The following is a 13,156-nucleotide window of genomic DNA, read 5'->3' on the forward strand; positions in this document are numbered from 1 at the left end:
AGAAAAACCGGACGGATTCGATTGCTCAGGAAATCGAATCGTCGTCCGGTTTTTCTTTTGTCAGAATATGCGTTTGTCTCGGTAGCTTGTCAAACTAAATAAAAAATGACTGAAAAAAAGTGAAGGGCGGTTCCTGCCAAAACAAATAAATGCCAGATTGCATGGTGGAATTTAAATCCTCTCCACATGTAAAAAACAGATCCGATTGTGTACAGGATACCGCCGACTACAAGCAGAAGCAGTCCGTTAAAATGAAGGTTCTCTACAAGCGTTTTCCAAGCGAAAACAATTTGCCAGCCGACGACAATATAACCGATAGTAGAAACGAACAAAAAACGTTTGACAAAAAAACATTTAAAAATCGTACCGGCGATCGCTATCCCCCAGACGATGCCGAACAAGGTCCAACCTAGCCAGCCTTTTACTGCCACAAATAAGAAAGGGGTATAGGATCCGGCGATAAAGAAATAAATGGAGGCATGGTCGAGAATTTCAAAAACATCTTTTCCCCGTCCTTTGGGTAAAGCATGGACAAAAGTCGAAGAAAAATATAGTAAAACCATCGTTGTGCCAAAGAGAGTGAAACTTACCACATGCCAGACTGTTCCGTACTGCGTTGCATAAACAATCAGAGTTACCAGAGCAGCGATGCTGAATACGGCGCCGACTGCGTGTGTTATTGCGTTGGCGATCTCCTCGTTTTTTGAAAAAGTATGGGTTTGAGCCAAATTGATCGTCCTTCCACAGGGGGAATTGTCCCCAGCTTCGTTAATGTCCCTTTATTATACACTTATTGCCGGATATTATAAAGAATAGCGTTTCAACCGGAGAAGTGAAGTGTAAATAGTAGGTGGCAGTTGTCGATTTTAGTCGGTAATTCCTCGTGGGCAATCAGGATGATGGAATGGTTTTCAAGACTCGATTGTGGTAAAATTATCTTGGATACGAAGCGTGAAACTCCTTCAACTGCTAAAAAGGAGTGTCAACAAATGAACAGTACACAAAGCAAAGAAATGACAGAAATGGTAGTGGAAGATTTAATGATCCCTGCCGAGAAAGTAGCACATGTTCAAATGGGTAACCCCTTAGAGCATGCTCTGCTGGTACTGGTGAAATCTGGTTATTCGGCAGTGCCTGTGCTTGATGCTTCTTTCAAATTGCAGGGAACAATCGGCAAAACAATCATTTTAAATGACATCCTCGGACTGGAACGGTTTGAAATGGAGAAATTATCAGTTACCACAGTCCGTGAAGTGATGAATACGGATATCCCGTGCCTAACCAAAGAAGATGATTTTTTAAAAGCATTAAAAGCGGTGATCAATCATCCTTTCATTTGTGTCGCTGATTCGCAGGGTTATTTCGACGGTATTGTGACAAGAAGATCGATTTTAAAGCAGTTGAACAAAAATCTTCACGCAAGCAAGCATCCCCCGGTCACAGAGATGGTTAACGGGAAAAATTGAAAATAATCGTCGGTTAGGGTTCTTGCTCCGTCAAGGGCCCTTTTGTATGCAAAGATTGCTGCATATTATCCTGCAAAAATGGAAAAAGTGTACAGGAAGCACGGCAAACAGAATAAAATTCTTGTACCCTTATTTGAAAATTTGATAAAGTGTAAAGCAGAGTATGATAAAAATGGAGGGACAGTAAATGAAAATGATGGATGCAAATGAAATAATTTCTTTCATTTCTAATAGCAAAAAATCGACACCAGTCAAAGTATATCTAAAAGGCAGTCAATTGAATACAATTGACTTTGGTGAGCTTATTCAGGACTTTGTCGATGAAAAGACAGGCGTTCTGTTTGGTGAATGGAAAGACATAGCAACTGTACTGGATACATACAAAGAACAAATAGAAGATTATGTGGTCGAAAATGATCGCAGAAACTCGGCTATCCCATTACTGGATTTAAAAGAAGTCAATGCTCGAATTGAGCCGGGTGCGGTTATACGAGACCAAGTCGAAATCGGGGACGGCTGTGTCATTATGATGGGAGCTATGATAAATATCGGATCGGTTGTCGGTGAAGGCACTATGATTGATATGAATGTAACACTTGGAGGAAGAGCCACTGTCGGTAAAAATTGTCATATAGGCGCCGGCGCAGTACTTGCCGGTGTAATCGAGCCGCCTTCGGCCAAACCTGTGGTGATTGAGGACGGCGTAGTTGTCGGAGCAAATGCCGTTATTCTTGAAGGAGTAACCGTGGGAGAAGGGGCAGTTGTTGCTGCTGGAGCAATTGTTACGAAAGATGTACCAGCCAACACTCTTGTTGCTGGCACTCCTGCAAAGGTTCTGAAGGAAATAGATGACCAAACGAAGTCTAAAACAGAAATAAAAGCAGAACTAAGAAAATTGGATCAGTGATGATCAAATCACTTTGACAGCAAAAAGCAGGAGATTATTCTCCTGCTTTTTGCAATTAGGGATGAATGGATCTCACGGTCTGAGAATTTTGCTGACCCGTTGATTATAAAAAGCATGTAAGAGCATATTGGAAGTATCTAGTAGGGGAGGATTGACCATTGAATCAGCAAGAATTAGTGAATATAAGAAGGGATTTGCATCAAATACCGGAATTAGGATTCCAGGAATATAAGACCCAGCGATACTTGCAGGAAGTAATTGCCTCTTTTCCGCAAAAGCACCTTACCATTAAACCATGGAGAACTGGCTTATTGGTGAAAGTATCGGGAAACAAAGCTGCACGGTTGATTGGCTATCGTGCAGATATTGATGGATTGCCAATAACAGAAGAAACAGACTATCCGTTTTCGTCAAAGCACCAAGGGAATATGCATGCTTGTGGACATGATTTTCATATGACCATCGCATTGGGAGCATTACAACGTTTGGCGGAAAAACCGATAGAGGACGATGTGTTGTTTATATTCCAGCCGGCGGAGGAGGGCCCCGGTGGTGCTTTGCCGATGCTGCAGACAGCTTTGTTGGATGATTGGAGACCGGATGTTCTATTTGCTCTTCATGTAGCCCCTGAGCTCCCTGCCGGCACGGTTTCTTCCAGAGGTGGTTTACTCTTTGCCAATACGAGCGAATTGTTTATCGACTTTAAGGGTAAAGGCGGCCATGCCGCCTATCCCCATTTGACTCATGATATGGTGGCTGCCGCCAGCAGCTTTGTCACCCAGTTGCAGCAAATTGTGGCCAGGCGGATTGATCCGTTGCAAAGTGCCGTGGTGACGATCGGAAAAATCACTGGAGGCTTTGTCCAAAATGTGATTGCAGAAAATGCCCGCCTTGAAGGGACGATCAGGACTCTTGATCCTGCAGCAATCGGCCTTGTGAAACAGCATATAGAACAGCTCGCTAAAGGTCATGAAATAAGTTTCGATTGCAAAATAAACATTGATTATGGGTCCAATTACCACCAAGTCTACAATACAACGGAATACATTGAGCGATTCAAACGAATTGTTTCACAAGAAAAACTATCGTGGAAAGAAGCAAAAGCTGCTATGACAGGCGAAGATTTTGGATATATGTTGAAGGAGATTCCTGGATTCATGTTTTGGTTGGGGGTCGATTCCCCTTATGGATTGCATCACAGCAAATTAAGCCCTGTGGAAGATGCTCTGTCGACTGGTGTACTTGTTGTGGAAAAGACGATAAGAAATTTGTGAAGGTGAAAGCTTTATTCGTTCTTCTTCTATAGTATGGTCCTGGAATTTTTCCTTTTCGCTAAGAACTGTTTTAGACGGAATTACGATTTTTTGGAACATTTTCAGCTGACGCTGCTGGCAGATCCCGGCTATTTCTTCGTATACTCTTTGTTTTTCAGGGTAGTCTATTAAGGATTATTCTAACTAGGAGGTATTTGGATGCCGCGAATAGGAATAGAAGGTACACTTTCGGATGTAAAGGGAGCATTACAGGAGCGGGGTTATGAATTGGTTGAATTGAGACAAGAATCAGATGTGCAAAATTGTGATTGCTGTGTCATTTCCGGCCAGGACAAAAATGTTATGGGAATGGCGACGGCAAGTACTCAATCTACTGTCATCAATGCCAACGGGATGACTGCTGATGAAGTTTGCCAGCAGGTTGATAGTCGTTTTCAGTAACGAGACCGATAGAGAAGAGGCCGGCTCCTGGTAAAATGAAGCCGGCTCTTCTCTGTTTCTTATTTAGATTGTTTATCAACATTGACTTGGTGGGGATATGGAATGTCGATGCCAGCTGCATCGAATTCTTCTTTGATCCGTTTCCTTAAATCCCGCTCTACTTCCCATTGCAGCATGTTTTCCGTTTGGCCGAGGACCCGCAGAACGATATCAGAGGAGCCGATACTTTGCACTCCCAACACGTCAGGGCCTTCTGCGAAACGTTCATCGTTTTCGCGGAAGTCGTCGCAAATGCGTTGGAGGACTGTCATTGCTTCATCAATGCTGTCTTCGTAGCTGATTCCGATATCCACCAGCGCCCGCATGGTACCGCGAGAATGGTTGCTGACACTGGTGATTTCCCTGTTCGGAACAAAATTCAACGTCCCATCGAAGCTGCGGATTTTGGTTGTCCTTAGCCCGATTTCTTCGATGATTCCATCGAATCCTCCCAGGGTTACATACTCATCCACTTCCACCTGTTTTTCCAGCAAAAGAAAAAAACCTGTTACGACATCGCTGACTAGACCTTGCGCTCCGAACCCGATGGCAAGACCCAGGACACCAGCTCCTGCAAGCAACGGGCCGATCGGGATTTCGAAAATACCGAACAGCATAACGATGAATAAAAAGATAAGCACATACGAGTAAACATTGATCAGCAGCTTTTCCAATGTTCTCATCCGGCCTTCAGAAATTTTTTCCCTTCTTCCTGCCCCGGAAAGTGTTTTAGCAATGATTTTTTTTCCGAGCGGTGCGGCAACTGTGAACCCGATGATCAATAGAATGATTTGTAATCCATAGCCGATTACCAGTTCGAGGAGTGCCCCGAAATCCAGTGACAAGCCTTCTTGAAATATGTCCATACTAAGTCTCCTTTCTATGTATTGTTAGGTTAAAAGAAAAAAAGACTGTTTGCAACTAAACAGGACAACCACCACCATTTTTCCTGATAATGCTCCAGATTTATCAAGGAATTTTGCATTACCTGAAGAAAAATGTTTATTTTTGACTAGGAATCGTTCGTCCTTTATAATGTTTTTTGTAAATCAACAGCGTTCGTTGAAATATAGAGAAGCAATGTGGAGGGATTACATATGGCAGAACGTATGGTAGGAAAACAGGCTCCTAGGTTTGAAATGGATGCCGTACTATCTAATAAGGAATTCGGTAAAGTATCATTGGAAGAAAACATGAAAAATGACAAATGGACAGTGCTTTTCTTCTACCCAATGGATTTCACTTTCGTGTGTCCGACAGAAATCACTGCGGTTTCAGATCGGTTCGACGAATTCGAAGATTTGGATGCAGAAGTTATCGGGGTATCTACCGATACCATTCATACCCATCTAGCATGGATCAACACTTCCAGAGAGGAGAACGGTCTAGGTGACCTGGAATACGCGTTGGCAGCCGATACCAATCATCAGGTTGCCCGTGACTATGGAGTCCTTATTGAAGAAGAAGGGGTTGCTCTTCGCGGACTCTTCATCATCAGTCCAGAAGGTGAGTTGCAATATCAAGTAGTAAACCACAACAACATCGGACGAGACGTCGATGAAACGTTGCGTGTATTGCAAGCACTTCAAACTGGCGGTCTTTGCCCGGCGAACTGGAAACCAGGCCAAGAAACTTTGTAATTCGGTTCCGTAAAGACTTAAACGGGTCTAACACATCGTGTTAGGCCTTTTTCACGAAAGAAGGAGGAAAAGGGAATGAAATTGAGAACACCTATGCCTGAGTTGGAAGGTGCTACCGAGTGGCTAAATGGAGAAGTGTCAAAGGAAGATTTAGTCGGAGGTAAGCCGACTTTGATCCATTTTTGGTCTGTAAGCTGTGGACTCTGTAAAGAAGCGATGCCGAATGTCAATGAGTTCCGTGATGAATATAAAGATGACTTAAATGTCGTAGCCGTTCATATGCCGCGTTCAGAAAAAGATTTAGATCTGGACCAGATAAAGGAAGTTGCTGAAGAACACGGGATTTCACAACCCATTTTTGTAGATAACAAACATGCATTGACAGATGCATTTGAAAATCAATACGTACCTGCTTACTATGTATTCGATGCAGAAGGAAATCTACGTCATTTCCAAGCAGGCGGCGGTGGTATGAAAATGCTGCGTAAACGTGTCAATCGGGTCTTGGGTCTAAATGAGAAAAAATAGAAAGACAGCAGGAGAAGGGATTATCCTCTATTCTCCTGCTTTTTTGTTTATATGGAAATTACTCTTCGTAATTATTGGCAATACGATAAAGCACGGGCGTTCGTCCGTGGAAAGCGAGTTTATTTCTTCTTCGGTCTGAGCAAAATGGCTTTTTTAGAATGGGCCTTTCGATAAAGAGAGGGTGGAAGAAAAATCACACCACCCTAATCGACAGAGAACTTTATTATCATTCCCCTTTGTATCTGCAATGACTAACACAGGTTTTCAAAAATCAATCTTCACCATACAAAATGCCTGCCATCAAAACATGTGATCAATGTCCCGGTTTCCTTCAAGAATGGTTGGATTCCTATAATTAGCAATCGATTAAAAATTTTAAAAAAATTGAGTCAAATGGGTGGAAAAATATTTCGTTACCCGATATATTTATATTTACGTGAAAAAATCATCAGGAGGAGGGATAGTCTTGGACACTTTTAAAAAATTGAAAAACTATTATTGGCCATTTAAAAAATTGTTTTTTGCATCCTTGTTTTTCGTCATGCTTGTAACAGCAATAACAGTCATTTACCCTGTGGTTCTGCAATTGACCATCGACAATGTCGTGTTGAAAGGCCAGTACTCGTGGGTGCCGTATTTATCAGTGGGATTTATTCTCATCATGGCCGTGAAAGGAGTCGCAAACTTTTCCCAGCAATACTTGGGGGAATTGTTCGGTGTCAAATCAGTCTATACATTAAGGGACAGTCTATACAAAAAATTGCAAAGGCTTTCGTTCACTTATTATGACAACGCTAGAACAGGGGATTTGATGTCCCGTCTGACAATGGACGTGGAAGGTTTCAAATTTTTCCTTGCTGCTGGCTGTAAAGAATTAATCAAAGTCGTTTTGTTGATGGTTCTAAGTCTGAGTGTCATGTTTTATTATTCCGTACCTTTGGCGCTTGTGACAATGGCCGCCATGCCTTTTTTGGCAGTCGTAGTCTATAAGTTCGACCGGCGTGTCCATCCCTCTTTCCGGAAGATAAGGAAATCGATGGGAAGGCTCAATACACGAATTCAGGAAAATGTCAGTGGAATGAATACGGTAAAGTCGCTTTCAAAAGAAGATTTTGAAATCTACCGTTTTACCGATAAGAATGATAATTACAAAGATAATTATATTGCCACCTCTCATATTTGGGCACGTTACTTTCCGCTCATGGAGTTCATCGGCAATATCTGCATGGTCGCTTTGCTCGCCTACGGCGGTTATTTGGTCATCAGCGGGAATCTAAGCATGGGTGCACTAGTGGCCTTTTTCAGCCTTGTCAATTATATACTGGGACCTTTGATGCAGCTTGGATTCATCGTTAACATGTTCTCCCAGGCGAAGGCATCCGGGGAACGGTTATTGGAAATTCTGGAAGCGGAAGAAGACATCCAGAACACCGAGGATCCTGTAGAAGTTCAACGGTTGCAAGGTCATGTGACTTTCAATAACGTTACGCTTACGTATTCGGAAGATGATGATTCTGCTCTGAAAAATATATCCTTCGACGCACCTCCTGGAACCGTGGTCGGATTAATCGGAGCGACAGGAGCAGGTAAAACGAGTATTACCCAATTGATCACGCGTTTCTATGAACCTGAGGCGGGTGAAGTGTTGGTAGATGGAAGAAAAGTGGAGGAATACGATATAAAGTCATTACGGCGAAACATCGGATTTGTGTTACAGGAGTCTTTTTTATTTTCCACCTCGATAAAAGAGAACATTGCATACGGTAATCCTAATGCCAGCATGGAAGAGATTGTGGATGCAGCCAAGCGGGCACAGGCGCATGATTTTATCATGGAAATGCCTGCCGGTTATGAAACCATGCTTGGTGAAAGAGGAATGGGACTCTCTGGTGGCCAGAAGCAGCGGATTGCGATTGCCAGAGCTATCTTGATTGATCCGAGCATTCTTGTTTTAGATGATGCCACCTCGGCAGTCGACATGGAAACAGAATTTAAAATCCAGAAGGCGTTGAAAGAAGTGATGAAAGATAGGACCACTTTTATCATCGCCCATCGGATTTCTTCTTTGAAACATGCAGACGAGGTATTGGTCTTGGAGGATGGCGAAATCGTCGAAAGAGGCAGACATGAAGAACTGTTGACGAACGGCGGACCGTATCAGCGGATTTACGATATTCAGTATCAGGATAAACAAGAAATCATGAGTGCTGCAAAATAAGGGGGGAGTATTATGGCAAAAACAATAGCTAATCAGCCCAAACGGAGCAGGCACCTTAACCGTTTTTATTACCCGTTGGACCAGGCGGTGGAAAAACCCTTTAATTGGAAACAAATGCTGCGTCTGCTGACATTTGTCAAACCATACACAGGGAAGCTGGTGCCGGGTGCCATCGTTGCCATGCTTATTTCCACACTGATCAGGATGGCTGTGCCTGTTTTGATTGGTAAAGTGGCAATTGACATAGCGATAAAAGATAAGGATGTCGGTTTTCTGACATACCTTGTCATCGGTATTTCGTTATTGTATTTAGTGAGTTATCTTGCGAATACTTTTCGGATAAAATGGGTGAACATACTTGGGCAGAATGTGATTTATGATCTTAGAAGGAACCTTTTTTCCCATGTTCAGCATTTATCCCATAACTTTTTCGATAAACGTTCTGCCGGTTCGATTCTTGTCCGGATTTTGAACGATGTAAATTCTTTACAGGAATTATTCACCAATGGAATCATCAACCTGTTGATGGATGTCGTCATGCTTATCGGTATTGTAGTCATCTTATTTGTGCTTAGTCCTCCGCTTGCATTAGCGGTGATGATTGTACTGCCGATCATGTTCTATATTTCAACAAAGCTGCGTCGAAACATTCGCCGGGCATGGCAGGATGTGCGGATTCAGAAATCAAGGCTGAATTCCCATCTGAATGAAAGCATGCAGGGAATCCGTATCACGCAGTCTTTCTCACAGGAAAAGGAAAACACCGAGTTTTTTGATGGCGTGAACACAGATAACTACGAAAATGAACGCCTGGCTACCAAAAAAAGTGCATATTTCGGGCCTTTCGTAGAGATGAGTAACGCCATCGGCACAGTTATCCTGATTGCTTATGGATCACATTTATTGTTGCTGGGAGAAGCGAATGGCGGGATTGAAATTGGTACGTTTGTTTCATTCGCTTTTTTCCTCGGTATGTTCTGGGAACCGATTTCGAGGCTGGGGCAGATTTATAATCAGTTGCTTGTTGCAATGGCTTCTTCGGAAAGGATTTTTGAATTCCTCGACGAACAACCGAATGTAGAAGAGAAACCTGATGCGAAGACGATTGAAAAAATGAAAGGGCATATCGAATTTGATAAAGTTCAGTTCTCTTACGACGAAGACAGGATCGCTTTACACGAAATTTCATTGGAAATGAAACCCGGCCAGACCGTGGCACTGGTAGGGCATACTGGATCCGGAAAATCGACGATTGCAAACCTGATCAGCCGATTTTATGATCCTACCAAGGGTGCTGTGAAAATCGACGGAATGGATTTGCGGGATTTAAAGCTTGATAGTCTGCGAAAAAATATCAGTGTCGTGCTCCAGGATACGTTTATTTTTTCAGGTACCATCATGGAGAACATCCGATTTGGAAGACCTGATGCCACAGACGAAGAGGTCTATGATGCAGCAAAAGTCGTCGGTGCGGATGAGTTCATCAGCCGACTGGCCGATGGCTACCAAACGGAGGTCGAAGAAAGAGGGAACATTTTATCAGCAGGTGAGCGACAATTATTGTCTTTTGCTCGGGCATTGTTGGCAGATCCGCGAATACTGATTTTGGATGAGGCAACAGCCAGCATTGATACAGAAACAGAAATGAAGATTCAGCAGGCTTTGCGCAAGCTGTTGAAGGGGCGTACGGCCATCATGATTGCGCACCGTCTCTCCACGATAAGGGAAGCGGACCAGATCATTGTACTGCAACACGGTAAAATCCTGGAAAAAGGCAACCATCAGGAACTGATGCAGCGACGTGGGGAATATTTCGATTTGGTCAAATCACAATTCCAGATGTTGAATGCACTATAAGATAATGTAGTTGAAAAAAGCTTGAACCACAACGCAGAAACCGAACGATATTCGAAATGCTAAGCATTCGAAAGCGTTCGGTTTTTTCTTTCTATAGGACTCTATAAAGTAAGCCATTGAGACATTTTTCTTTTATACAGATTGTTTGATGAATGATTGTCATAGTTTTTTTAGATATCCTCTACTCCGTTGGCTATCTCTTTTATTCACGCATGTAGGAAAGGAAGAAAAATCATGTTAAGGATTGCGCCGCATATATTGGGAGTGGCGATTCCCGAATTGTACAGAAACAGGTGCAATTTTTCCGTTTATCCTTGTTCTGTAAAGGAAAATAAAATGGAATAGGGTGATTTCTTCCAGAAGTTAAGGAGGAAACAGAAAGGGAGGATGCAATATGTTTGCTGACAGTGTAGCGATGAGCAGAGCGTTGACGTCGTTGACGCTAGGCTTTCATATTATATTTGCCACCATCGGGGTGGGCGTACCGCTGATGATTTCGATTGCGGAGTTTATCGGGATAAAAAAGGGAGACGCACATTACATTTTGTTGGCCAGGAGATGGACACGCGGTTTTGTTATTACCGTTGCTATAGGTGTAGTGACTGGTACCGCGATTGGGCTTCAGTTGTCTTTATTATGGCCGAGCTTTATGCAAATTGCCGGTAACGTCATCAGTCTGCCGTTATTCATGGAGACATTTGCTTTCTTCTTCGAAGCCATATTTCTCGGAGCATATTTATATACATGGGACAGGTTTAAAAATCCGATTTATCATTGGATAATATCCATCCCGGTGATCATTGGCTCTACCATGTCTGCGGTTTTCATCACGACGGTCAATGCATTTATGAATGCACCGCAGGGTTTTGAATTGAATGGCCGAACCATTACATCCATTGATCCCATAGCGGCTATATTGAATCCGGCGACACCCGCAAAAGTTTTTCACGTAGTAACATCCGCTTATTTGGCATCTGCCGCTATACTGGCTGCCATCACTGCATTTAACATTTTGAAGAAAAAAACCAACCCGTACTATAAAAAAGCGTTGAAGCTTACGATGACATCGACTTTGATTTTTGCACTCGCTACAGCCATTGCGGGAGATGTATCAGCCAAATACTTAGCAGAACACCAGCCGGAAAAATTAGCCTCATATGAATGGCATTTTGATACGGAAAGAGGTGCAGATTTAATACTGTTTGGCACGTTGAATGAAGATAATCAAGTAGAACATGCCATCCGGCTGCCGAACTTTTTAAGCTTTTTGTCTTTCGGAGATTTCAATAGTGAAGTCACAGGACTGGAAGAATTCGACGAAGAGTTAGTGCCCCCATTATGGATCCACTATTTGTTTGACGGGATGGTGACACTCGGCATGTTTGCTCTGGGAATTGCCATGCTCTATTTGATTTCGCTTAGGATCCGACGCTGGAATGAAGAACACCCGCTGCTTTTATGGCTGATAATTATCAATGGCCCGCTTGCCATGCTCGCGATCGAATTTGGCTGGATTCTTGCTGAGGTGGGACGTCAGCCATGGATTTTGAGAGGGTATATGAAGGTAGCGGAGGCGGCTACGACTTCACCGCATGTAGGTTGGATGTTTTTGCTGTTTTTAGGATTATATATTGTTCTGGGGGTCATGGGGTTCCGAGTATTGAGAAAGCTGTTTAAAAACAATCCGGCTGAATTAGAGCTTGAACAACGATTTCCACATATTGCGAAAAAGGATGATGGCCAATGAGTTATGAAGTGATAGGAATTATCGTCCTGTGGCTGTTTCTTTATGGTTATTTAATTGTCGCTTCGGTCGATTTTGGTGCTGGTTTTTTTGCATTTTATGCCAAGCTAACCAATAAAGATCATATCATCAATCAATTGATATCCAGGTACCTTTCCCCTGTCTGGGAAGTGACCAACGTTTTCTTTGTTTTTTTCTTCGTCGGCCTTGTCGGTTTTTTTCCCGATACGGCGTATTATTATGGCCAGACCTTGCTGATACCCGGCAGCATTGCCATCGTATTGCTGGCTGTACGAGGCTCATTTTATGCTTTTGAGAACTATGGATCGAAGAAAAGCAACTTCTATATGTTTTTGTATGGAGCCACCGGCCTTTTGATTCCTGCCTCTTTGTCGACGGCAATGACTATTTCGGAAGGCGGGTTCATTCAGGAAACGGAAGACGGAGTAATCTTGCTCACAGGGGAATTGATGACAAGTCCTTACTCTTGGAGTGTCGTGTTTTTAGCGATTGTTTCCGTTCTGTATATCAGTTCTGCATTTCTCAGTTTTTATGCAAATCGAGCCAATGACTGGAAGGCTTTGGAACTTGTCAGAAAATATACATTGTTTTGGAGCTTCCCGACCATCATTGCTTCTTTAACAACCTTCATTGCGCTCAGCCAGCATAATATTGAGCACTACCAAAATATGATTGATTTGTGGTGGATGTTTGGATTGTCGCTCGTTTGTTTTTCTGCGGCTATGTGGTTGATATATCGGGGGATATACTATGGATTGGCATTTATTTGTGTCATGCTTCAATTCTTTTTTGCTTTTTTTGGCTATGGAGCAGGGCACCTTCCATACTTGCTGTACCCATATGTGACCCTTGAGCAGGGTGCTACCCATGAGGCGATGGGGCTTGCCTTGGTCATTGCTTTTATTCTGGGCCTGCTGTTGCTGATTCCTTCGCTCTATATGCTGATGCGCATGTTTTTGTTTGACGCTGATTATGTAAAAGGGAAAAAATAACTTTCCCCTGCCTCTTATTCAGAAAATAT

Annotated in this window: 12 protein-coding genes; 10 read left to right on the plus strand and 2 right to left on the minus strand. The window is 42.9% G+C overall.

Going from position 1 to position 13,156, the window contains the following annotated elements:
• Positions 1–89 precede the first annotated feature (89 nt).
• Complete coding sequence (trhA, locus tag F6X55_RS06260; RefSeq protein WP_026570522.1) at positions 90–728, minus strand: PAQR family membrane homeostasis protein TrhA; 639 nt, start codon at positions 726–728, stop codon at positions 90–92.
• Positions 729–989: 261 nt separating this feature from the next.
• Between trhA and cbpB the strand changes: the two genes are divergently transcribed.
• From cbpB to F6X55_RS06280, 4 genes are all read left to right on the plus strand, one after another.
• Complete coding sequence (gene cbpB / locus F6X55_RS06265; RefSeq protein ID WP_051382039.1) at positions 990–1,466, plus strand: cyclic-di-AMP-binding protein CbpB; 477 nt, start codon at positions 990–992, stop codon at positions 1,464–1,466.
• A 187-nt stretch (positions 1,467–1,653) separates the two neighbouring features.
• Entirely contained in the window at positions 1,654–2,373 is a 720-nt protein-coding gene (dapD, locus tag F6X55_RS06270; protein ID WP_026570521.1) for a 2,3,4,5-tetrahydropyridine-2,6-dicarboxylate N-acetyltransferase, read from the plus strand.
• A 158-nt stretch (positions 2,374–2,531) separates the two neighbouring features.
• Positions 2,532–3,647, plus strand: coding sequence for an N-acetyldiaminopimelate deacetylase (locus F6X55_RS06275; protein ID WP_026771419.1), 1,116 nt, complete (start codon positions 2,532–2,534; stop codon positions 3,645–3,647).
• A gap of 198 nt (positions 3,648–3,845) precedes the next feature.
• Positions 3,846–4,088, plus strand: coding sequence for a YkuS family protein (locus tag F6X55_RS06280; protein WP_153462463.1), 243 nt, complete (start codon positions 3,846–3,848; stop codon positions 4,086–4,088).
• Positions 4,089–4,147: 59 nt separating this feature from the next.
• Here F6X55_RS06280 and F6X55_RS06285 read toward each other — a convergent pair whose 3' ends face one another.
• Positions 4,148–4,993, minus strand: coding sequence for a mechanosensitive ion channel family protein (locus F6X55_RS06285; RefSeq protein ID WP_026570518.1), 846 nt, complete (start codon positions 4,991–4,993; stop codon positions 4,148–4,150).
• 231 nt (positions 4,994–5,224) lie between these two features.
• Here F6X55_RS06285 and F6X55_RS06290 point away from each other — a divergent pair, with 231 nt between their 5' ends.
• The 6 genes from F6X55_RS06290 (at position 5,225) to F6X55_RS06315 (ending at position 13,127) form a co-directional block, all read left to right on the plus strand.
• Positions 5,225–5,767: a peroxiredoxin gene (locus F6X55_RS06290; RefSeq protein WP_026570517.1), complete on the plus strand. Its 543-nt coding sequence runs from the start codon at positions 5,225–5,227 to the stop codon at positions 5,765–5,767.
• Positions 5,768–5,842: 75 nt separating this feature from the next.
• A complete protein-coding gene (locus tag F6X55_RS06295; protein WP_026570516.1) occupies positions 5,843–6,295 on the plus strand; it encodes a redoxin domain-containing protein in 453 nt (150 codons plus the stop codon).
• 466 nt (positions 6,296–6,761) lie between these two features.
• Positions 6,762–8,513, plus strand: coding sequence for an ABC transporter ATP-binding protein (locus F6X55_RS06300; protein ID WP_026771418.1), 1,752 nt, complete (start codon positions 6,762–6,764; stop codon positions 8,511–8,513).
• Positions 8,514–8,525: 12 nt separating this feature from the next.
• On the plus strand, positions 8,526–10,370 hold the full coding sequence (locus tag F6X55_RS06305) for an ABC transporter ATP-binding protein (RefSeq protein WP_153462465.1): 1,845 nt from the start codon (positions 8,526–8,528) through the stop codon (positions 10,368–10,370).
• Positions 10,371–10,764: 394 nt separating this feature from the next.
• Positions 10,765–12,117 carry a cytochrome ubiquinol oxidase subunit I gene (locus F6X55_RS06310; RefSeq protein ID WP_153462467.1) on the plus strand — a complete coding sequence of 451 codons (1,353 nt, stop codon included), beginning with the start codon at positions 10,765–10,767 and terminating at the stop codon, positions 12,115–12,117.
• Positions 12,114–13,127, plus strand: a complete 1,014-nt coding sequence (locus F6X55_RS06315) for a cytochrome d ubiquinol oxidase subunit II (protein ID WP_153462469.1) — start codon at positions 12,114–12,116, stop codon at positions 13,125–13,127. Before F6X55_RS06310 ends, F6X55_RS06315 begins: the two co-directional genes overlap by 4 nt.
• Positions 13,128–13,156: the final 29 nt, after the last annotated feature.

The sequence above is a fragment of the Sediminibacillus terrae genome (assembly GCF_009602435.1).
Taxonomy (GTDB): domain Bacteria; phylum Bacillota; class Bacilli; order Bacillales; family Amphibacillaceae; genus Sediminibacillus; species Sediminibacillus terrae.